We start from the raw sequence: 20,453 nt of genomic DNA on the forward strand, positions 1-20,453 counted from the left end.
AACCAGCCGGTGTGATATCTCTCGTCATGGCGTTGCTCTCCTTTGTGGAATCAGCACCCCGAGCCTACCGGCTCAAGGTGGGCAACGCCGACCTCTTCAGTAATTCAACAGAACCCGGGACATCCCCTGCGACAGCGACTGCTGCTGTTCCGCCGATGGCAGCCGCCATTTCGAGCGTGCCAAACAGGCTGCTGTCACCGTTGAGCGCGCGTACAACGAAGCCGGGAAGCAATAGATTGGTGATTTTGATGACGGCGAAGGACACGCCCACAGTGACAGACGCGACGAGGCAGATTGGGTTCGAGACCAGATACGTCAGGGCTTCCCTGGAGGAAGCCAAAATGCCCTTGCGCTGAGACGACTTGGCTTCGCGGCCCGTCGTTTTGATCGTCCAGACTATACCCACGCAGGCGGCTGCCATAGCTGCGAAGCCAACGGCACTCGTTGAGCTGCCAAACCGGGCGATAGAAAGACCCGCGATCCCCGTTCCCGCGGCAAGCCCGATCTGCCGGGCGATCGATAACCTCATGACGAACGCAACGCGCTGCTTCGGAGGGACAACGGCTTGAAGCAGCCCGGAGAGCGCTCCATCCTGCAGGGCGTAGCCGAGCGCGCCAAGTCCGCTCGCTGTCATCAGCAAGATTGCACCGGCGATATCATCGCTAAACGGCGCTGGGGTGATGAGCAACAGTGCGCCTGCGCGGATGGCCTGGCCAGCCATGGCGACTTGCCTCCGATCTCGCTGATCTACGACATGTCCGGTGAATGGCGCGAGAACGATGGCTGTCAAACTTGATGACATCAGGACTACCCCGACCAGTCGTGATCCTCCAATATGAAAAGCCACCCACGATGGTAAAACGATGCCGAACCCAACAAACAGGAAAGAAAGAAACGAAATTATCGCCAAAAGAGATTTGTTTGATTTCATACGGCCGTTTTCAAGGTTTCTTCTCGAACAAGCCGAGGACTCGATTTCCGTAATCTCTTAGCTCTCCCTTGGGGCTGACATAGCGGTCGATGGTGACGAGCTCGATTCCGAGTTCCTAGCAGAGGTCGGGGACGGATGTATCGCGTTGCGCCGTTGCGCCATCGCAGCCTGGGAAGGCGTACTTGTGCCTTGGTGAGAGCGAATTTTCACCTGCATCGCGCCTACTTAAGGGTCTTAAGAGACGCCCGCGAGTTGAAGGCATCCCGATATTCACTCGGCTCGTCGGAGCATACTTTCGCTGCAGGCCCTGCGATGATTTCGATAACCCGTGTGTCCTTTTTGGGTCTGAGTTCGACCAGTACGGAGTCACCTTTTTCGACCCCATTCAAAGCGGCCTTCCAGACCTTGCGCATCGCCCGCCCCAGCGTGACGGGATTAACCGGGCAGTCAGCGACAAGGGGAAGGATGAGATTGCTTGTCACGCCAGCCGCCTTGTAGGCTGCGATGACTTCACGCGTAGAGCGCGAAGCGCTAACTGTGGACATCGCTTCGACGAGCTCGAGAGGCGCAATTCCGTCATTTGCGGTTGTTCGAACGATTGGGATCGTGAGCGTCTCGATCGTCATTGTCACCTCCGAGCATTCATCAACTATAGACAAGTTGGTATGGTGCGGCCACCGACGGCGAGACTATCATTTCTAGAAATTGACGAAACGCTCTCGCGTGGGAACCCAGTCGGGAAGCAACCCGCAGCCCTACCTCGCAACCTCATCGTCGATAGAACAGCACGCGGTCGGCAGAGATCGGTTGCAACATGTGATCGAAATCCGCCCTATTGGTGGTGAGAACAGTGAAACCGGCCTCTTGGGTCTGCCACGAAGAGAATGCCATTCTGAAGCGCAATGAGCTCGTGGTCCCTTCTGGAGTGAATCGGCGTAGGGTCCCGACGCCGATCGGCACGTTAAGCCGCTGACATCACGGGGTCATTCCGTGGCGCCGATCGACACGATTGATGGACTGACGGCTATTAGCTATCTTTGTTGCAGGGAAACCAATCGGCTCAGAGGGCGTGCGACAACGGCACGTGAATTCGTTCAGGAAGGCCACCCGCCTGAGAAGCCGCATAATTCCGATTTCGCGGACAAGGCGCCGGCGGACGCTATTCTGACGCCGTATGACGCGAACATGCGGTCACGTATATGCGTATGCTCGACGCCGACTCTGTAGGCGCTGATTGGCGCGAAGTGGCAGAAATTGTGCTGCATATCAATCCGGAGCACGAGCCGAAGCGCGCCTGGCAGGCGTACGAAACACATCTTGCGAGGGCGAAGTGGGTGAGCAATCAGGGATATAAGCTGCTGCTAAAGCGCGGCTGGCCTGTGTCAAACTAGGCAACACGGCCAAGCGTGAGCCCTTCATAGGGCATCCCAGCACTAGACGCCGCGCAATACGCCCTTCTTTGACTTCCTCGTGATGCTGCGGGTGCAACCAGAACCGCTCTGCCCGCTGAATCACAAAGCAGCTGAATAACCCCGCTGGAGTGACTTGGTGCTGGCTTCGCTAGCGCTCGTCGGTCGGCGCCTCGGTGAGCAGGCCGCCAAAGTCCGGCTCCTCAATCCCCGTGTCAATGTCATCCGACCGATTGCATTCGCAGCGCATGCCGGCGCCGCACTGGCAGCCGGCCGGATCGTCAGTCCAGGCCAGATGCGGATGGTTCTCACACACCCAGCCCAGGCCGTGGCAGATCGGGCAATTCGGATTAGTCACAGCGTGTCAGGCGTTCGCAGCGGTGAGGACTTGTCCTCGTTGCGCAGTTCCTGCTCGGCTAGACGCCAAAATTCCTCGTCCCGTCCTTTCGGCATACCGGCCTGCTCCCAGAGCTGGTACGCACGCGCCGCTACTTCTTCGTCAATCCGTCTGTTCATTGCACATCTCCTGACCTTCAACGGATGGGGGACCTCACGCGTTCCTACTTCTTCGACAGGCCCTTGAACGAGCTTGCCCGAAGCAAGCCTTCCGAGGTGATGTCTCGGTACTCAATATCGGCAAAGAACTTCGGCTCAACCCAGGTTGCCTTCGGTTTGCGAATAGGCTTGGTGAGCTTGGCCTTGGGGCTGACCACCGTATCGAGCGACTTGCGGATCTGGCTTGAGGTCGTTCGATTCCAGCCGGTGCCGCCCTTGCCCATGTAAACGAGGTCTTTGCCTTCCTTTTTTCCGAGGTAGAGCGCGGCGATACCCGAGGGGTCCTTGATAAACCCGACCACGGGGAATTTCCCGCGCTGGACGGTTTTAATTTTCAGCCAGGCTTCGTTCCTGTCGGAGCGGTACGGCGCATCTGCTCGCTTGGAGACGATGCCCTCGTAGCTGAGCCTGGCGGCGTGCTCGAACAGCTCCTGTCCGTCGCCCTCCAGATGTTCGCTATAGAGAACCGGCGCCTCCAGCGCGTGCGTATCGAACAGCTTCTTGAGCAGCGCCTTCCGCTCAACCTGTTGCGTTTTACGCAGGTCCTGGCCGTCCAGCCAGAGAAGGTCAAAGGCGTAGTACAGCAAACGATCCTGGTCGCCGCTGGCGAGCTCAGCCTGCAGCTCGGAGAAGTTGGTCCGCCCTTCGTGGATGACTACCCCCCCCCCCCGTCGACGATCGCCTGGCCAGGAATGTCAAAGGCCCCGACAATCACCGAGAACCGCTTGGTCCAGTCAAGACCATTGCGCGTGTAGGCTATGCCCTTGCGATGGTTGAGGTGGAGCTGATCGCGATAGCCGTCGTATTTGATCTCGTGGAGGTAGTCGCCCTTCGGCGCTCTGGTGCGCAGCGTGGCCAGCTGGGGCTTGATGAATCCGGGCATCGCCGTGGACGCGGCCGGCATGCGGGATTTGGCGCGCTTAACCATACGCAACTCGAAAACTAACACAGAACAATGACGAGCCAGTATAACGAGGTTTTACGGGTGATAATCATGTTGGACGATGAATTTAACAAACAGCGATCGAATTTGCTCCGCGACTTGGCGGACAAAGCCGACCCGTTCATCAAGCGGCGACTGCTCGACCTCGCCCCCCGGTACGAAAAGCGGCAGGGCAAAACCAGGCCGCTGCCGACGGCGGGGCTCTGCTGGCCGGGTGACTCTCGTCGGCGAGACGACGGCGAAACTGGCTAACCGTTATTGAGCGTCCTGGTCAGATTGTAGCTTGATCGGCAAGCGCGATCACGGCTGCCGAAGATACGCTGCTGGACTTCTCTTGTTTGTCAGGGGCGGCGGGATGCCGGGCTGACTCTGCAATTGATTGAACGGGAGATCCCGAAGCTGGCCGCGCAGGGCCAACATGCTAGGAAACGAAAAGCAAAACTAGGGTTTGCTGGCACTTCCGAGCGGCGCGCCACTCAGCACAAATTATAAAACCCTATGTGATTGAAATTGCTATTCGATTCAGAGCATGCAGGGCATAGTCGTTTTCTGCGAACGCTTGTCCCACCGGGTAGCCATTCGCGCCAAACTCCTGACATGTCCGATCTGAATGGTTCCAACTTCCCGACGCGAACACCAAAATCGCCAAGCATGCCAAGCTGTTTGAAGATTAACGTTCAACCTGGCGGGCGGGCCAAGCCGAGCGAGTCGCGTAAAGTCGAGCCGTCGTACTCGGTACGGAACAGGCCGCGACGTTGCAGCTCCGGTACGAGGCCGTGAACTAAGTCCTCCAACCCGCCTGGAAGATACGGGACCTGCAACATAAAGCCGTCGCAGGCGCCGGCCTCGAACCACTCCTGCATGCGGCCGGCGACCATGCCGGGCGTGCCGGCAAAGCCGCTGGTGGTTCTTCCCGCGCCGTAGCGCTGCCCTAGCTCGGCGAGGCTCAAGCCCGACCGCCGCGTCAGTTCGGAGACCTCGCGGTAGTGCCCTTCGACGCCGGGAACGTCGAGATTTTCAGGCAGGACCTGATCCTGCGGGAAGCGCGAGAGATCGACGCCGAGATGATAAGACAAGGTCGAGAGACCGGACTCCGGATGCGACAATTCGTGGAGTTCGTCATGTAGCGCGTTGGCCTGCTTCTCCGTGTTGGCGATCACCGGGACGATGCCGGGCAGCACCTTGAGCGTGTCTGGATCGCGACCGAAACGCACGGCGCGGGCGCGCAGATCTTTGCGGAATTCGACCGCGGCGTCGACTAATCCTGGCGTCACGAAGATGATTTCGGCCCATCGGGCTGCGAAATCGCGGCCACGATCCGAAGCGCCGGCCTGGATGAAGACCGGGCGCCCCTGCGGCGGCCGACTGACATTGAGTGGGCCTTGCACGTTGAACCATTTGCCGGAATGATTGATCCGGTGCACCCGCGCAGGGTCGGCGAACAGCGGGGCGTGACGATCCCGGACGAGCGCACCGTCCTCCCACGAATTCCACAGCTTGGTCACGACCTCGAGAAACTCGTCGGCGCGCTCATAGCGCTCCTCGCGCGAAAGCTGCTCGGTCAGGCCGAAATTGCGCGCCTCCGCCTCCTGGAACGAGGTGACGATGTTCCAGGCGGCGCGGCCGCCGCTGAGATGGTCGAGCGTCGCGAGCGCCCGCGCCAGTACGTAGGGTTGGGCGTAGGTCGTCGAAATGGTGGCGCCGAGACCGAGATGCTTCGTCGCACCCGCGATGATCGAGAGCACCACCAGCGGATCAAGCCGCAGCGCGCCCAACGCGCCGTAACGAAGCTGGCTGTCCAGGCGGCCGCCTAGCGTGTCCGGGATCGCGAGGATGTCAGCAATGAAAAGAAGATCGAAGCGCCCCTGCTCCAGCAGCCGGCCGATATTCTGATAGTAGGCGGCGGACAGCAGGTCGCCATCCGCTTCGGGATGGCGCCATCCGGCATGGCTGCCAGAGACCGGACCTGCGGAGACAAAGGCGGCAAGGTGCAGTTTCTTGTCAGGCATCGGTCAGCTCACAGTCCATGAGATCTCGACGGGACCGCCACGTTTCAGCGTGTTGTAGATCGGGCAGTTGGCCGTGAAGCCGGCCACCAGTGTTTCAGCCTCGCCCGCCGTCACGCCGGAGAGGCGCACCGTGATGCGAATCCATTCGTATTGCGTCGGATCGGTGGCGTGTCGCCGGAACGAGACCTCGGATCCGGCCTCACGCAGGACGATCCCGCGTTCTTTCGCCGTCTTCTGGATGAGGCCGAGCAAGCAACTGCCGAGAGACGACAGCAGCAATTCACCGGCTGTGATCGCCTCGCCGGGGCCGCCGACCGCCAGACGCTGATCGGAGATAAAATGGTTCGTCCCTGCGCTGAGCAAATAGCGGCCGAACTGGCCGATGGTGGCAGAGGTGATCGACACCGTCTCGCCGGCTTGAGCGTTCATGATGTTTCTCTCAAATGATCGGATTGGCCGCTCATGCGCCGAGCTGGAGCGCGACGGCCTTCTTAGCGGCATCGAACTGCGTGCCAAGCAGGAATGATCGGACGTCGACCTTGTTCGGGAGCGCACCGAGCGCGTGGAAATTATCGGCGAGATCCTGGGTCGATGCTGCCGCCGCCTCATCGATCGGCTTCAGCGCGACCGCGGTTGACTCAGACAACCTGGCATCGCGGACAAGCTTTTCGTAAACGGCCTGTTCGGTCCCGTTTGGCGGAAAGCCACCCTGCGATGCCCAGAGCGCGACGGATTCGGCCGGATGCGCGAAGATATACGCCTGGGCCTCCCGGATGATCTTCACGAACCTGGCGAAGAGCTGCGGGTACTTCACCGCGACCTCACTCCGCGCCACGTAGAAGGCATAGTCGTAGGTCTTCACGTCGGACAGCAGACGGGCCTTACCGCCGAGCTTTGTCAGCGCGAGCGCCCTCGCCGGTTGCCAGTGAATCCAGCCGTCGATACTGCCTTGCGCGAATGCCGTGAACGCATCCGCTCCGCTCAGGCTGACGGCCGCGACATCAGACAATCCGAGGCCGGCCGTCTCTAGATATTTGATCAGGCTGTAGGTCCCCGTCGTTCCGTTCTGATGGGCGATCTTCTTGCCCTTCAGATCGGCCGCGGTCTTGATCGAAGAATTGGCCTGTACCAGAAAATCAACCTCGTCGGCCGGCAATGGATAGGCCGCGAGCGGCACGATCGGAACACGCGCCGGGACGGCGTTCACGACCGCGGTTGCGGTTGCAAAGGTGAAGTCGACGGAGCCGGCCTTGATCGCCTCCATCACCGGAAGCGATGCCGTAAATCCCGGTTGCCAGACGATTTTTGTGCCGAGCTCCTGCTCGAGATTGCTGCCACCCACGCCTGCTCGCAACGATGCCCAGACACCGGTACGGCCGTCTCCGATGACCGCCACAGTCAGTTGCGGCAGCACAGGCGGCCGCCTTTGCGCGTGGCATTCCACCCAATGCCGAGGCCGCGGCAAGTCCCGCGCCTCCCGACAACACTTTTCGTCGCGAGATGCCCGTGCGACCGTCCATCGAGCCCTCAGAGATCATATCGTCATCCTTTCGTTTCTTATGCAACGGCTGCCAGGTCGCGCTCGACCGTCAGCAGACCGTCGAGCAGCTCCTCCTTCAGCGTCGCCAGCACCGGATCGCCGCGATGCCGGGGACGCGGCTGATTGAAGATCAGATCGCGCGCGATGCCGCCGTCCTTGACCAAGAGCACGCGATCTGAGAGCAGCAATGCCTCCTCGACGTCGTGCGTGACCAGCACGACGGTGCGGGGCCGCGCGACGAGCAACTGTTCCAGCAGCAACTGCATCGCAGCCCGGGTGATGGCGTCGAGCGCCCCGAACGGCTCGTCGAGCAGCAACAAATCTGGCTCGTGGATCAGCGCCCTCGCCAAAGCCACGCGCTGGCGCTGGCCGCCCGACAACCCGACCGGAAATTCACTTTCGCGCCCCTGCAATCCGACTGCGCCAAGGATGCGCTTCGCGTCGTCCCGCCTGCCCTTGAGCCCCAGCAGGACATTGCCGATCACGGTCCGCCACGGCAGCAGACGATCCTCCTGGAACATCAGTCGCACGTCGGCCTTGTGGCCGTTCGCGCGGAGTTCGATGCGGCCACGGGAGGGCGCATCCAGCCCGGCCACGAGGCGCAGGAGCGTCGACTTGCCGGCTCCACTTGGCCCGATGATCGCGACGAACTGGCCGGCGGCGATGTCGAGATCGACGTCATCAAGAACCGTGCGGCCGGCGAACGATTTACCGACCGAACTCAGGCTGACGCTGGCTCCGCTCATGCCTTCACCCGATCCACATAGTTCGGATGCCAACGCAGGAGGCGCCGCTCAATCAGCCGCGTGATCAAATCCGAAAGCCAACCTGCGATGGCGTAAAGAATGATGGCCAGCACGATAATATCGATGCGCAGCAGCTCACGGGCATTCTGCACGAGGTATCCGACCCCATCGCGCGACGCGATCGTTTCACCGACGACGAGAGTGAGCCAGGCCACGCCAAGCGCATAGCGCATGCCGACCAGGATCGGCTGGAGCGCCGCCGGCAGAATGATGGACCAGACCAGCTCGGCGCGGCCAAGGCCGTAGGATTTTCCGAGTTCGATCAGTTTTGGATCGACATTGCGGATACCTCCAACCGTGTTAATGTAGACCGGGAAGAGCGAACCCATCGCGACAAGAATGAGCCGCGGCTCTTCACCTATGCCGAACCAGAGGATCATCAGCGGCACCAACGCCAGGTGCGGAATGGTCCGGATCATCTGTAGGGATCGATCGAAGAGATCATGCGCCGGCTCGAACAGCCCCACGGCCAGGCCGAAGAGCAGCCCACCGAAGGCGCCAGTGCTGAAGCCGATCGCAACCCGGCGAAGGCTGACGAGGATGTCGTGCTGCAATTCGCCACGCTCGGAAAGCTGCCGCGCAGCTTCCCAAACATCGGACGGAGCCGGCACGATCGCCGTGGACACGATCCCCATCGCCGAGAGGAATTGCCAGACGAGGAGCAGGCCCAACGGTAGCAGCCAGGGCAGAACGAATGAGCGCCATGTCAGGCTACGCGCGCGCGATCCGGCAACCTCCGACGGACGCGCAACGTCGGCGACCACCGTCACCACAGGCTCGCCGGTACGGGGGAATGGTCCCGTGATACCGGCCGCAGGTGCCGCTGTTGCATCGGCGGGCCCGGAAAGTAGCGACGCATCCGTCATGAAATCGAACTTGCTCCGTCCCACCTGAGACGGCGCCACCTTCGCAAACTACGGCACGCAATTCGATGGTAGCAAAGTTCATTTTTCGGCCTTCGACATCAAGGCCGTTCTACCGTACTCAGGCCTTTGCAGAATGTCTTTTCAAGACGCCCAAGAGCGTGCGTTTCTCAAGCGTGGTTGCGGGATGCTTCGTCGCCCCACGACGAAAATACACAATATCCGGCGTCGTAAACTCCCCGCGGGGAGATGTCTTAGCTCTTTGGCCTTTTCGGCCTTAACAACTCAGTCCCAATTTAAAGCCGCGGCATTTGCGCCAATGTTTCAGAGCGCACGCACAGGCGCCCGGCGTGAGCGGTTTCATAATTGCGAGACAGGTTTCGAGGGAGCGTATTCAGGCCTTGCCCTGCCCGAGCAAGGAGCCCAATGCTGGACCCGTAATCCGGGGACGGACGCAATTCTTCCAGGACGAAGATCGGCAACTCGCGCCAAGCGCCGAAGCAGGCCCGCCGTTTGCCGACAGGCGATGCAAATAGGCTGCAAGCACGGCCTTCGAGTGGAGGGAGACGGCGTCTGCCGACCTCTTGGCATTGTATGGGCATCCCCCATTTCGAGCAGAACGCCTCGATATCGGCGCTCTACCTCCAAGACACGCTGGAACATCTACTCTCCCCCGTCGTAGCACAACTCAAGCGGCAGGCCGACCAGCGATTTGCCGATCCAGTCCCGCGCAATCATATTCGACGGCCCCATGGCGATGGCTACACAGCATCGACACAAACACGCGTGAGAGGACCATTCAGAACTTTTCTATCGAGCGTTCGGATGTCCTCAGGAAGACCGCAAGCATCGATGCCGCCAACAACACAGCCAATTGGAGAGCGCCGACCACGGCTGTCTTTGGGCTGATTTCCAGGTGAATATCCTGCCACATCAACATTGCGAGTGGAGTTTTGGATGGTGAGCTCAAGAACATACTCAAGACGAGATCATCGAACCCGGTGAGGAAGGCGAAGAGGAAGGCGCTGGACAGGCCGGAAACGAGAAGTGGCAGCGTAACTGTCAGGAATGCTGTCATCGGCGTGGCCCCCAAACCCACTGCCGCTCGCTCGACATCCATGTCGCTATTTTGCAAGGCGGCCGTCATGATAATGACCACGTAGGGAAATCCCAGAACCGTAAAGCCCAGCCAGAAACCAGCGATTGTGCCGTTGAGCTTGAATGCAACAGTGAGGAAGAACAACCCGATCCCAAGCACGATTTGGGGCAGGATCATCGGGACAATCGCGGCCAGCCACATGACCCTGCGTGCACGGAAGGCACCTCTGATTAGAAAGACACTATAAGCTGTCCCCACCAGCAATGCGGTGGAAGCGGAAAGTGCAGCCATGCTGAAGCTGAAGAGTGCTGCGTCGCGCCAGCGCTGATCGGCGAGCAGTGACTTAAACCAGCGTGTAGAAAGGCCCGGAGGTGGAAACATGAGATAGGGTGCATTGCTGAACGCGATCATGACGACGACGATCATCGGCGCCAGCAGGAACAGCAGTACCAAGATGAAGAGGATGAAGAGACAAGGATTGGCCACAAAAGCTATTGCGTCGAACAAGGTAAGAAGGGCTCGCGCCGCCTGGCCGATACCCAATCGCCGATACCAGGCGCTACTGCGCAGTCCTCCTTCTCCGGACCGCCATCGATCGTGCTCGACAGCTCCCAGAGCGACAATGTTCCGGCGAAACACGACCAGGAATGCGCTCACCCCGAAAAACAGTATGCAAGCCAGGGCGGCTGCGAAATCGAAATCCGCCAATGTCGAGACGCGGACGTCAATAGCCTGGGCCACCATATAGTCGCCAGGGGCTCCAAGCATGGCTGGCGTGATGTAAAATCCAAGGGCGCATAGAAAGACCAGCGCACATCCGGCCGCTAGTGCCGGAAGCGACAGCGGAAAAATGACCGTCCAGAAGACGGTCGCCGGGCCGCCGCCAAGACTCTGCGCGGCCTTGATCAGCGCCGGATCAAATCTCCGCAAGGCGCCGTAGAGCGGCAGGATCATCATCGGCAGAAGGATGTGGACCATGCCGACATAGCTGCCAAAGCTGCTGAAGACCAGAGGCAACGGTTCGCTTGTCAGGCCGACGGCAATGAAATGAGGAGGCGGTTCGCAATGCCGGAGCTGCCAAGAATCGCGATCCAGCTATAGGAACGGATCAGGATGCTGGTCAGATAGGGAATCGCCACCAGCATCATGATCGGAACGGCATAGCGGCGGATCCGGGTCGCTACGAAATAGGCATAGGGATATCCCAGCAACGCACAAAGCCCGGTGACGGAAAACGCCATCCATAGGGTCTTGAGGAAAATTCCCAACAAGACGGGCGTGTGAATGATCTCGGTGTAGGCTTGAATGCTCCAATGTCCCTGATGCCGCAGGCTCATCCAGACTACGATGGCCATTGGCGCGGCGTAGCCAGCAATCAGAAGCAAACCCCGGCAAATAGAGAGCTATCCCGCCCGCCCGCCCGCTTCGCCCGTCGGAGAGCTTGATTATCCTAGCCTCCGGCAATCCACCGTTCCCACTCAACGATGGCGCGTCGCAGGCCTGTTTCTCCCGTGGAATCCACCGCATTCCAGAAGGCATAGTCCTGGACAATCTGTCGCTCTTTGAAGCCGGGCGCCGTAGGCATTAACTCTGCCCGCTCTTTCGAGAGGTGTTGGAACGCTCGAGCGTTGGTGGGTCCATAGGTGATGAGCTCCGAGAATCTCGCCTGAGGCTCCGGACGGCTCATATAGGCGATGTATTTCTGCGCGTTCTCAACATTCACGGCTCCCGTTGGAACAGCCCAGGCCGCCCATTGCAAAATGCCCTGATTCCAGCTCTTGCCGATCTTTGCTCCTTGATCATTTGCGCCGTCGATGCGCCCATTCCAGGCGCTTCCAACCGTTGCCTGTTGGTCGACCTGGAGCTGCACCGATTCGGCTCCGCTGGCCCACCATTTGACGACATTGCTTCGCAGATTGTCGAGGCTCCGAAAAGCACGCATCCAGTCCAGCGGATAAAGCTTTTCGGGTGGAACACCATCGGCCAGCAGCGCAATCTCATAAGTCCCGCCATCTGCGGCATTGGTCCCGGCGGCGAGTGTCCGCCTTCCGGGGAAATCCCGAGAGTTCCATAGATCTGCCCAACTCGAGGGAGTCTTGCGACCGAACTTTTCGGCTTCATACGCAATCAGCATCGAGTAGATCATCGCCGGCGCGTAGTTCTTCTCGGCAGCAACGACGTCATAGCCCTCCCGGTCCTTGCTCGCCCAGAGATCGTAGTCGATGGGAAGCAGCAGCTTGTCCTTCTCGAAGTTGGCGATCGCGCCGCCGGAGAGCAGAGAGACGTCGTGCTTGGGAGCCCCTGCCAAGACTGCCGCCAACTGCACGCCGGACGCCACGCCTGGCTGATGAATGACCTTAATTCCGGTTTCCGCTTCAAAGGGTTCAGAGTAGGCCTTGAGTTGAGCGATACCCATGGCCCCGCCGCCGTCATGGACAACGACGGAGCCGCTGCCTTTTAGTATTGACCCCGCAATGGCCAGCGCTGGAAAGGTGAATCTCGCGCCGCCGGCCAGCGCTGCGCCGCCAAGAAATGTCCGTCGGTTGAGCTTAAGCGGCATGGGACTTCTCCTGATTTGCGACGGGGGTTTGGTCGAATAGACGAATGCTGCCCGGGCGGAAGCGTAGAACGGCCACGTCGCCCGGACGCCAGGCGCGCTCTCGCGCTGGCTGTTCGGCCAATCAGCCGGTGTCCGGCCGCCTCCACCAACACTGTTTGGGTCGATCCGCTGAACGCTGTCTCGATGATACGGCAGGCTTCGCCGCCCTCATGTTCGAGGCAAAGGAGGACGTCTTCCGGGCGAACTCCGGCCCTTGCTCCGGTTCTCGGACTATCCGTCGCAAGCGCATGTGCCAGGCCCGTCGCAAATCCGACGACGCGCAGACTGCTGCTGGCGAGCGGCAGGATATTCGTGCGGCCGATGAAGTCCGCGACAAATGCATCGGCCGGTTGGTGATAGAGAGCTGCCGGCGTACCCACTTGGCGAAGCCGGCCTTGATCCAGCAGCGCGATCCGATCTGCCATCGACATCGCTTCTTCCTGATCATGGGTAACGAGAATAACGGTGGTTCCGAGCTCTCTCTGAAGCAGCTTGAGCTCGAGTTGCATGTGCTGCCGCAGCTTTCTGTCCAACGCGCTCATCGGCTCATCCATCAGAAGCACCGTCGGATTGGAGATCGTCGCCCGCGCGATCGCGACGCGCTGCTGTTGGCCGCCGGATAGTTCGCCAATCGATCGCGCACCAAGGCCAGTCAGCTTGACAAGATCAAGCGCCGTCGCGACCCGCTGCCGGATCTCCTGGTCCGAACAGCCCCGTCGCCGCAACGAATAGGCAAGATTCTCCGCGACGGTGAGGTGGGGGAACAGCGCGTAGCGTTGAAACACCATGCCGATGCCGCGTCGGTGGGCTGGCACACGGTCGATGGCATGTCCGCCGATCAGGATCTGGCCGCGGTCTGCAGCCGGCGATCGTCATGAGAGCGGTCGACTTCCCCGATCCGCTCGGACCAAGAATTGCAAGAAACTCACCTGCCTGCACGGTGAGGGACAGATCATCGAGCGCGACCGTCGGGCCATAGGTCTTACTCAGCGATCGAACCTCCACGCTTTGCCCCTTGACCGTGCTCATATCGGTCTCTCACCTCATGAGTGGAAGGGAATGATCGAGCGCCGAAAGACGCTCGGGTGCTTCGTCAGTCACGATGAACGTCTCCCCAAGGCTCATCGCAAGACGAGCTTCGCTGTCGAGGAGGATCATGTGCAGGAAGATGACCATTCCGGGCGCGATGGGCACTGGATTGCCCGCATAGGCCATCGGCCACTCCATCCAAGTTGGCGGATAGGACGTTCCGAGGCTATAACCGCACGCGTTGAGTCTCGCATGCTGGAACCCGTGGCGATCGAGCACCTCGGCGTGAGCATCGAACAAATCACCGAAGGTAAATCCCCGCTTCAGGCGCTGCTGGCAGGCGGCGAGAGCCTCAACCGCCGCAGCATGCATGCGACGTTGCGTGGCGCTCGCCTGCCCGACCAATGCCGTTCGCATGAGGACCACATGGTAGTGACGATAGGCTGCTGCGAACTCTACCGTCACCTGGTCGATCTCGCCGATCGTCCCCTTACCGGTAAAATAGCGGCACTGCAGCGCGTTATCGCCGGCCCCACAGACGAAACGTCCCGCCGCCGGATCGCCTCCAGCCTTGAGAACCGTGCCGTAAAGTTCGGCCAGGATGTCGGACTCGGAATTTCCGGGTACGCACTTGGCCAGTCCGTTCCGCCATGCCTGATCGGCAATGCGGCCGGCCTCGCGAACATAGACAAGCTCGGCGGGAGACTTGATGAGGCGCAGAGCCGAGATCAGCTCGGACGCATCCTCCAATTTGGCATCCTTGGCAAACGCTGCGTCCACCAACTTGCCGCGCTGGATGATATTTCCACCGGACCGGGTCGTGCAGCGTATGCGTGCGGGCGTTGCGCCAGTGCCGATCGAGGTTGAGGCTGGTGCGAGCACTGCTCGCGCCACCAAACTCGAACAGCTTCGATGACGCGAACAGCGCCGTATCGTTTGCCAGCACCTTTCCCTCGGCGACCGCCACCGAGGCGCGCGCAACGTCCGCCTCGTCATGATCGTCTCGCACCGCATCCATGATGCGAGCGGCCCGTTCAACCATCGCGCTGGCGGAGTGCACACGGATTTGGAGATCACCGAGCGATGCGATCGTATGGGGATCATCTTGTGGACGTTCCACTCCACTATCAATCCAGGGGCGCGAAGCTGCGCGCGCAAGCTGCACCGCCTCCGCAAACGAGGCGCGCGCAATTCCAAGGTCGATCGCAGCATGCAGGAGCTGGGCAAACGGACCGCTCAAGCTCGGCCGGGAAAACGATTTGTGGCGCTCGACGACATGCGCGGGATTGACCTCAACGTCATCAGCAATCACCGTGCCGCTTGCCGACGTTCGTTGTCCGAACCCGTTCCAGTCGTCGACGACCGATAACCCGATAGCATCGCGCTCCACGTATGCATAAACGACGTTGCCATCATCGTCGACGGCGGAGATGGGGATCCAGTCCGCGAACAACGCATTGGTGCAATAGACCTTATGGGCGTTCAGTCTGAGGCCCGTGGCCGCTCGGCTGATGCGGCCGCGGATATCATGCACGTCCCTTCCGCCGGCTTCGGCGAACGCATTGCCGATCACTTTACCGCTCAGCACTTCAGCAAAGAAGAAACGTTTCTGCTCGTCAGTGCCAATGCGATGCAGGTTCTCGAGCAACAGGTAGTTGTTCTGCGGAAGCTGCCCAATCGATGGATCGGCCTCCGAAATCGTCGCCACGACCTCGATGATGGTCTCGAACGAACCCCCCGCGCCTCCGAACTCGGGTCGGATGCCGATGCCCCACAATCCACTTTGTACTATCTGCCTGACTTCCTCGTGCGGCAGGCGGCGCTGACTGTCGCGCTCGGACGCGCCGGCGGCCAATGCCGTAGCAAGCTCTCGCGCGACCGCAAGTGCTTCCTCAGACGTGCGAATTATACGAGCCGCAGCGTGCGAGGATGCTCGATCCAGGTGCGTGATGGGAGGCGCTATGTTCATGACGACTGTTACCTTTCAAGCGGCCTGTGCGACGTGGCTAGGCCGACGAGAAACTCAAAGATCACGTGAGCGCAGAGAAACCCGGCGAGACCTGCGGCGTCGTGGGGCGGGCTGACGCAATTGATGTCGATCGCGACGATGTTCAGGCGGCGGAGCCGCCGTACTATCTGCAAGCCCTCACGCACAGTCACGCCATCCCAACTGGGTGTGATGACGCCAGGCGCCGCCGACGGATCGAAGAAATCCATATCCCAGCAAATATAGACGGGTCGCTCGGCGAGCCGAAGGATCACTTCGTCCAATACCGCCGTGATGCCGCGATCCAGAAGCTCCGCGATCGTTATGAGCTGATAGCCAAGTTGGCGAGCATGCGCATAAAGCCCTTTTGAGGAGACCGGACCGCGCAGCCCGATATGGAACGATGCCGTCGGGTCAAGCAGCCCTGCCTCAACGGCCCGATGGAAGGCTGCCGGTCCAATATTTCCAGTCAGCGGATAGGCATCGGTGTGTGCATCCAAATGCACGACCGCGAGCTCAGAATAGCGACGTGACACCGCGCGGAGCAGAGGCAGCGTGACGCTGCCGTCCCCGCCGATCATCACTGGAACCGCATTCGTGTTGACGAGAATGCCGGCGAAATCGGCGATGGCGCCCTGAGAGGCGTCGAGGTCGCCGTGCCGCACGCGCGCGTCCCCGACGTCAACCAGTCGGAGCGCTGCTAGGACGTCACAATCGGTGTCGGGATCTACCGCGCGCAACTGGATCGACTGTTCACGAACGCTCCTGGGTCCAAGCCGCGAGCCCAGGCGCGAGGCGTGTTGGCCGGCATCGAACGGAAGCCCGCCGACGACGGCTCGAGATTGCGGCGGTACGCGAGCGACGAAGGGCGCGCCCATGAAGGTGAGCGGCGCTGCGGCGTCAATTGGAACGTCGTCGGCCAAGCTCATGACGCAAGCGCGTCCAGGTACCGGTTCTGAACCTCGAAATAGTTTCGAGCGTACCATTCGGCATCAACTGCCACCTGACGCGCGAGGTTTTCAGGCGAACCGGGGTTTTGCTCCTGCAGTTCAGTTGGCACAAGCTTGTTAGCAGCCGGATTGATCGGGCCCCAGCCCAGCCTGGTGAGCAGCGCCACCTGAAGTGCCGGATCTTGCGATAACGCCACCCATCGCCAGGCATCCTTGGCGTTCTTCGTTCCCTTCAGAACGTTCCAGGCGGCGATCAGGAGTATGCCTTCATTGAAGTGATAATTGACCCGTCCCTTCGTGTCCTCTTTCACGCCTTGCGCACGTGTATTCCAGAGGCTGCCAACCGATACCTCTCCCGATCGGAGCAACTGCTGGGCCTCGGACGTATTGCTGTAGAAGATCGTGGCCTTCTTAATCGCACGTACCTTCTCCAGTCCGCGATCGACGTCCAGCGGGTACAGCTTGTCCCGTTCAACGCCGTCCGCCAGCAGCGCCGACTCCAGAACACCCTCGACATTGTTGCGCAACGCACGCTTTCCCTTGAAATTCTGGATGTCCCAAAAATCCTTCCAGGTTCGCGGCGGTGCCGCACCAAACTGCGCGCTATCGTACGTGATGACGAAAGAGAAGAAGTAGGAGCCAATGCCCCATTCGGTGCGAAACTGGCTTGGCACCGCGTTGAGGTCCACAATGGATTCATCGACTTTTTCCAGCAGGCCTTGCCGACCGAGCTCAAGCGCGGACAGGAGGTTTCGGTCGGCCACGTCCCAGGCAATATTGCCCGCCTCGACCATTGCCTTGATCTTTCCAGGCGTGGGGCCCGTCGTGTCAAATGCGACACGGCTGCCCGGATAGCGCTTGACGAACTCCGCCGCGAGGATGTCGCGATGGGCGGGCAGCGCGTCGCCACCCCAATTGGCAACCACAAGCTCGTTCTGCTGCGCATTCGCAGAAGATGAGACGGTCAGCGAGCCTGCACCGACGCCCAGTGCTGACAAGAGCTGCAGGAAGTGGCGGCGATGGACGGTCTTGCCCTGTGTCGCCGTCCGGAGCGACCGTTCGAGGTTCTGCATATAACCGGTATCTTGCGAAAAATCAGGCATCACATCTCCTTTCAATTCAAGCGGTCCTCTTGGCATCCGGCAACCGCAAGAGCGCGGGCGCGGCGTAGCGACAGGGCTAAAAGCACCAGCAATGCTACGACCAACGCCAGAGTGCCCAACGCCGCAACGATGGGGTCGAGATTCAGAAAGAGACTCTGCCAGATTTGCTTCGGCAAGGTGTTCACGTTGCGGCTCGTGATGAACAGCGTCACAACGATCTCGTCCCAGGAGGTAACAAACGCGAGCACAAAGCCCGCCGCAATTCCGTAGCGAATCTGCGGCAACAGCCCTTTCAGGAGCGCTTGTATCGGCGAAGCCCCAAAGCTGCGGGCGAGTTGCAACGTTGCCGGATTCACCGAGGACAACGCGGCGGAAATCGAGAGTATGGCAAACGGCAGGCCCTTGATCGCGTGAACGAGTATCGTTCCCGTGAAGCTGTCGAACAGCCCCAGGATCGACAGGGCGCGATGGTAGGCAACGGCGTGAACGATCCCGGGCACGATCAGTGGTCCGAGCATCAGTACCCGCAGGAAGCGAACTGCCCCGCCCTGTCGCTGCCATGCACCGAGGCAGAATGCGAGACTGAGCAGGACGGCAAGGCTTGCAGCCGGAAACGCAATGCCGAGGCCGTGCAGCAGGCTATCGCGCCACGTCGGATCGTCGAACAGGCGCTGATAGTGCAGCGTGGACAAGCCATTGTGCGGTAGCGACAGGAAGCGCGTGGCGCTGAACGACATCGGCACGATCGCGACCAGCGGCAGCACGAGGAATGTCGCCACCAGAAGGGCCACGTACCGCGCGGGCCCGAACGGAACCGCGATCACGGGAGAGCGCGCGCTCATGTCTTCGGCTTGGCCGTGACGAGGTCTAGCAGGTAGCTAAACCGCCATACCAGCCCGCCAGTGACGAGGAGGAGCAATGTGCTCAGAGTCGTTGCGATGTCCCAGCGCAGCGTTTCCGTCACCTGGACGGATATGAATTCCGCCACCATGACGGTCTTGCCACCGCCAAGAATGGCGGGCGTCAAATAGAAGCCCAGCGACATGATCGAGGTAATGAACGCCGCGGCTGCCAGACCGGGCCGCGATAGCGGCAAGAAGACGTGAACGAAAGCTTGGAGGCGACTTGCACCCAGCGACCGCGCCACGCCCGGCAGAGCCCCCTCGATCTGCGCCATCTGGGCGTAGATCGGCAGGATCGCGTAAGGCAACATGTAGTGCACCATGCCCAGCACGACGCCGAACGTATTGCGCACCAGCGACAAGGGGTGCTCCAGCCAGCCCCAGTGCAGCAGGATGCTGTTCGCGATTCCGCCGGGCGCAAGTAGGGCTATCCATGCATAGTTTCGGACCAGCACGGAGATCCATAATGGCAGCAGCACACTGGTAAGCATGAGTTTTCGCGCCGCCGGACTGGCCTGTACCAACCCGTAAGCGCTCACGTATGCCAGGAGCAGCGTAATGCCGACAGTCAGGCAGCTGATCCAAAGAGTGTTTCCGACGACCGAACGAACCGTTGGGTTCACAAGGACAGCCAGGTAATTTCCAAATCCCGGCTTCGGCACCAGAAAGCTCAAGCCAACCACTCCCGCCAACGGAACGAGGTAAGCCACCACGAACACACAAGCGGAGCCCACCAGCATCCAATCTTGGATGGACCGATCGCGCACGGATGCAACCGGAAGGTAGGAGCGTGGCAGCCCCCTCAGTACCGTGAGCTCAGGACTCATGCCGCCAGCTCCGACGAAATCGCGGCGAACTGGGACGGGCTCGCATCGCCGTTAGGCAAACACCAGCATCGTTCACTGTCGAAGGCCAGCCAAACGTCTTCGCCGGCCGCTGTGGGCGATGCGGCGGTCGCAGGCAACGTGACCGACAAGGTGTCATCGCCGACAGCAACGACAATGTCGGTCGACGATCCCAGAAACGTCCGGCTGATGACCTTCCCGCGAATTCGATCGTCGGAATGCGATGCTCCACCTCGAACCGCGTCAAGGGTGATGTATTCGGGACGAACCGCAAGAACGCAGGGACCGGTAGTCGGCGGTACCGCTCCAGGCCTCGCCGCAATCTTGTGGCCGTGCCAGTGAAACTGGATCCGGCCGTCGGCCCCGACGAGCGCAATCGCTTTCAGCAAATTATTCTTGCCGAGAAAGCTCGCGACAAAACGGCTGGCCGGGCGATCGTAGATCGTGCGGGGCGAACCAATCTGCTCGGCCCGGCCTCGATTCAGAACGACGATGCGGTCGGACAGGGCGAGCGCTTCCTGCTGGTCGTGCGTGACATGGATGAAAGTTGTCCCCACCTGCCGATGAAGCCGAACAAGTTCAGCTTGTAAGTCGCGCCGCAAGGACGCGTCGAGCGCACTCATCGGCTCGTCAAGCAACAACAGATCTGGCTCGAAGGAGAGTGCGCGTGCCAACGCGACGCGTTGCTGCTGCCCGCCGGAAAGATGCATTGGAAGGCGGTTGCCCAACCCTTCAATTTGCAGGAGCTCCATTACCGTAAGCGGTAAGAGCTCCCACGTCCGCAGTGATCAGCGGGCGCGTGCGTAGCGGATCGGCATCCAGTATTGGCGCAGCGCCTCGACGGCCGCTGGGATATCGAGGTGGGCATTGCGAAGAAAGTCCT

Annotated in this window: 21 protein-coding genes and 3 pseudogenes; 1 reads left to right on the forward strand and 23 read right to left on the reverse strand. The window is 60.6% G+C overall.

What is annotated here, in order from left to right:
- Positions 1-64: 64 nt before the first annotated feature.
- From ACZYOF_RS33400 to ACZYOF_RS33410, 3 genes and pseudogenes are all read right to left on the reverse strand, one after another.
- Positions 65-931 (reverse strand): MFS transporter, encoded by an 867-nt coding sequence (locus ACZYOF_RS33400; protein WP_463718441.1) that lies wholly within the window; start codon positions 929-931, stop codon positions 65-67.
- 10 nt (positions 932-941) lie between these two features.
- A pseudogene (locus tag ACZYOF_RS33405) lies at positions 942-1,137 on the reverse strand (recombinase family protein); the annotation flags it as partial.
- 15 nt (positions 1,138-1,152) lie between these two features.
- Positions 1,153-1,557: a hypothetical protein gene (locus tag ACZYOF_RS33410; RefSeq protein WP_463718442.1), complete on the reverse strand. Its 405-nt coding sequence runs from the start codon at positions 1,555-1,557 to the stop codon at positions 1,153-1,155.
- A gap of 535 nt (positions 1,558-2,092) precedes the next feature.
- Between ACZYOF_RS33410 and ACZYOF_RS33415 the strand changes: the two are divergent.
- A pseudogene (locus ACZYOF_RS33415) lies at positions 2,093-2,322 on the forward strand (DUF2285 domain-containing protein).
- A 169-nt stretch (positions 2,323-2,491) separates the two neighbouring features.
- Here ACZYOF_RS33415 and ACZYOF_RS33420 read toward each other — a convergent pair.
- The 20 genes and pseudogenes from ACZYOF_RS33420 to ACZYOF_RS33515 form a co-directional block, all read right to left on the reverse strand.
- A complete protein-coding gene (locus ACZYOF_RS33420) occupies positions 2,492-2,698 on the reverse strand; it encodes a hypothetical protein (protein WP_463718443.1) in 207 nt (68 codons plus the stop codon).
- Positions 2,695-2,856 carry a DUF2934 domain-containing protein gene (locus ACZYOF_RS33425; protein ID WP_463693097.1) on the reverse strand — a complete coding sequence of 54 codons (162 nt, stop codon included), beginning with the start codon at positions 2,854-2,856 and terminating at the stop codon, positions 2,695-2,697. Before ACZYOF_RS33425 ends, ACZYOF_RS33420 begins: the two co-directional genes overlap by 4 nt.
- Positions 2,857-2,900: 44 nt before the next feature.
- Positions 2,901-3,482 (reverse strand): ATP dependent DNA ligase, encoded by a 582-nt coding sequence (locus ACZYOF_RS33430; RefSeq protein ID WP_463718444.1) that lies wholly within the window; start codon positions 3,480-3,482, stop codon positions 2,901-2,903.
- A 68-nt stretch (positions 3,483-3,550) separates the two neighbouring features.
- Complete coding sequence (locus ACZYOF_RS33435; RefSeq protein ID WP_463718445.1) at positions 3,551-3,823, reverse strand: hypothetical protein; 273 nt, start codon at positions 3,821-3,823, stop codon at positions 3,551-3,553.
- A gap of 692 nt (positions 3,824-4,515) precedes the next feature.
- Complete coding sequence (locus ACZYOF_RS33440) at positions 4,516-5,847, reverse strand: LLM class flavin-dependent oxidoreductase (protein ID WP_463718446.1); 1,332 nt, start codon at positions 5,845-5,847, stop codon at positions 4,516-4,518.
- Positions 5,848-5,850: 3 nt separating this feature from the next.
- Entirely contained in the window at positions 5,851-6,276 is a 426-nt protein-coding gene (locus ACZYOF_RS33445; RefSeq protein ID WP_463718447.1) for an OsmC family protein, read from the reverse strand.
- 31 nt (positions 6,277-6,307) lie between these two features.
- Positions 6,308-7,261, reverse strand: a complete 954-nt coding sequence (locus ACZYOF_RS33450; protein WP_463718448.1) for an ABC transporter substrate-binding protein — start codon at positions 7,259-7,261, stop codon at positions 6,308-6,310.
- Between the two features lie 143 nt (positions 7,262-7,404).
- Positions 7,405-8,133, reverse strand: coding sequence for an ABC transporter ATP-binding protein (locus tag ACZYOF_RS33455; RefSeq protein WP_463718449.1), 729 nt, complete (start codon positions 8,131-8,133; stop codon positions 7,405-7,407).
- Entirely contained in the window at positions 8,130-9,083 is a 954-nt protein-coding gene (locus ACZYOF_RS33460; protein WP_463718450.1) for an ABC transporter permease, read from the reverse strand. The genes ACZYOF_RS33455 and ACZYOF_RS33460 overlap by 4 nt, the downstream gene beginning before the upstream one ends.
- 772 nt (positions 9,084-9,855) lie before the next feature.
- Positions 9,856-11,172 (reverse strand): ABC transporter permease subunit, encoded by a 1,317-nt coding sequence (locus ACZYOF_RS33465; RefSeq protein WP_463718451.1) that lies wholly within the window; start codon positions 11,170-11,172, stop codon positions 9,856-9,858.
- A gap of 11 nt (positions 11,173-11,183) precedes the next feature.
- On the reverse strand, positions 11,184-11,510 hold the full coding sequence (locus tag ACZYOF_RS33470; RefSeq protein WP_463718452.1) for a hypothetical protein: 327 nt from the start codon (positions 11,508-11,510) through the stop codon (positions 11,184-11,186).
- Between the two features lie 95 nt (positions 11,511-11,605).
- Positions 11,606-12,715 carry an ABC transporter substrate-binding protein gene (locus ACZYOF_RS33475; protein WP_463718453.1) on the reverse strand — a complete coding sequence of 370 codons (1,110 nt, stop codon included), beginning with the start codon at positions 12,713-12,715 and terminating at the stop codon, positions 11,606-11,608.
- Positions 12,613-13,783: pseudogene (locus tag ACZYOF_RS33480) on the reverse strand (ABC transporter ATP-binding protein). The gene ACZYOF_RS33475 and the pseudogene ACZYOF_RS33480 overlap by 103 nt, the downstream one beginning before the upstream one ends.
- Before the next feature lie 9 nt (positions 13,784-13,792).
- Complete coding sequence (locus tag ACZYOF_RS33485; protein WP_463718460.1) at positions 13,793-14,422, reverse strand: M24 family metallopeptidase; 630 nt, start codon at positions 14,420-14,422, stop codon at positions 13,793-13,795.
- A complete protein-coding gene (locus tag ACZYOF_RS33490; protein ID WP_463718454.1) occupies positions 14,304-15,752 on the reverse strand; it encodes an SfnB family sulfur acquisition oxidoreductase in 1,449 nt (482 codons plus the stop codon). Before ACZYOF_RS33490 ends, ACZYOF_RS33485 begins: the two co-directional genes overlap by 119 nt.
- 8 nt (positions 15,753-15,760) lie before the next feature.
- Positions 15,761-16,699, reverse strand: coding sequence for an arginase family protein (locus ACZYOF_RS33495; RefSeq protein ID WP_463718455.1), 939 nt, complete (start codon positions 16,697-16,699; stop codon positions 15,761-15,763).
- Complete coding sequence (locus ACZYOF_RS33500; protein WP_463718456.1) at positions 16,696-17,823, reverse strand: ABC transporter substrate-binding protein; 1,128 nt, start codon at positions 17,821-17,823, stop codon at positions 16,696-16,698. The genes ACZYOF_RS33495 and ACZYOF_RS33500 overlap by 4 nt, the downstream gene beginning before the upstream one ends.
- An 11-nt stretch (positions 17,824-17,834) precedes the next feature.
- Positions 17,835-18,647 carry an ABC transporter permease gene (locus ACZYOF_RS33505; protein ID WP_463718457.1) on the reverse strand — a complete coding sequence of 271 codons (813 nt, stop codon included), beginning with the start codon at positions 18,645-18,647 and terminating at the stop codon, positions 17,835-17,837.
- Between the two features lie 14 nt (positions 18,648-18,661).
- A complete protein-coding gene (locus ACZYOF_RS33510; protein ID WP_463718458.1) occupies positions 18,662-19,552 on the reverse strand; it encodes an ABC transporter permease in 891 nt (296 codons plus the stop codon).
- Positions 19,549-20,322, reverse strand: a complete 774-nt coding sequence (locus tag ACZYOF_RS33515; protein WP_463718459.1) for an ABC transporter ATP-binding protein — start codon at positions 20,320-20,322, stop codon at positions 19,549-19,551. The genes ACZYOF_RS33510 and ACZYOF_RS33515 overlap by 4 nt, the downstream gene beginning before the upstream one ends.
- Positions 20,323-20,453 lie beyond the last annotated feature (131 nt).

The sequence above is a fragment of the Bradyrhizobium sp. LeoA1Lang genome (assembly GCF_055413685.1).

Excerpts from the sequence above, each read along its gene's own strand:
- ACZYOF_RS33455 (WP_463718449.1), bottom strand. The coding sequence starts at position 8,133 with ATGAGCGGAGCCAGCGTCAGCCTGAGTTCGGTCGGTAAATCGTTCGCC.
- ACZYOF_RS33475 (WP_463718453.1), bottom strand. The coding sequence starts at position 12,715 with ATGCCGCTTAAGCTCAACCGACGGACATTTCTTGGCGGCGCAGCGCTG.
- ACZYOF_RS33440 (WP_463718446.1), bottom strand. The coding sequence starts at position 5,847 with ATGCCTGACAAGAAACTGCACCTTGCCGCCTTTGTCTCCGCAGGTCCG.
- ACZYOF_RS33435 (WP_463718445.1), bottom strand. The coding sequence starts at position 3,823 with ATGGTTAAGCGCGCCAAATCCCGCATGCCGGCCGCGTCCACGGCGATG.
- ACZYOF_RS33495 (WP_463718455.1), bottom strand. The coding sequence starts at position 16,699 with ATGAGCTTGGCCGACGACGTTCCAATTGACGCCGCAGCGCCGCTCACC.
- ACZYOF_RS33500 (WP_463718456.1), bottom strand. The coding sequence starts at position 17,823 with ATGCCTGATTTTTCGCAAGATACCGGTTATATGCAGAACCTCGAACGG.
- ACZYOF_RS33470 (WP_463718452.1), bottom strand. The coding sequence starts at position 11,510 with ATGGCCATCGTAGTCTGGATGAGCCTGCGGCATCAGGGACATTGGAGC.
- ACZYOF_RS33490 (WP_463718454.1), bottom strand. The coding sequence starts at position 15,752 with ATGAACATAGCGCCTCCCATCACGCACCTGGATCGAGCATCCTCGCAC.
- ACZYOF_RS33515 (WP_463718459.1), bottom strand. The coding sequence starts at position 20,322 with ATGGAGCTCCTGCAAATTGAAGGGTTGGGCAACCGCCTTCCAATGCAT.
- ACZYOF_RS33410 (WP_463718442.1), bottom strand. The coding sequence starts at position 1,557 with ATGACGATCGAGACGCTCACGATCCCAATCGTTCGAACAACCGCAAAT.
- ACZYOF_RS33510 (WP_463718458.1), bottom strand. The coding sequence starts at position 19,552 with ATGAGTCCTGAGCTCACGGTACTGAGGGGGCTGCCACGCTCCTACCTT.
- ACZYOF_RS33400 (WP_463718441.1), bottom strand. The coding sequence starts at position 931 with ATGAAATCAAACAAATCTCTTTTGGCGATAATTTCGTTTCTTTCTTTC.
- ACZYOF_RS33425 (WP_463693097.1), bottom strand. The coding sequence starts at position 2,856 with ATGAACAGACGGATTGACGAAGAAGTAGCGGCGCGTGCGTACCAGCTC.
- ACZYOF_RS33445 (WP_463718447.1), bottom strand. The coding sequence starts at position 6,276 with ATGAACGCTCAAGCCGGCGAGACGGTGTCGATCACCTCTGCCACCATC.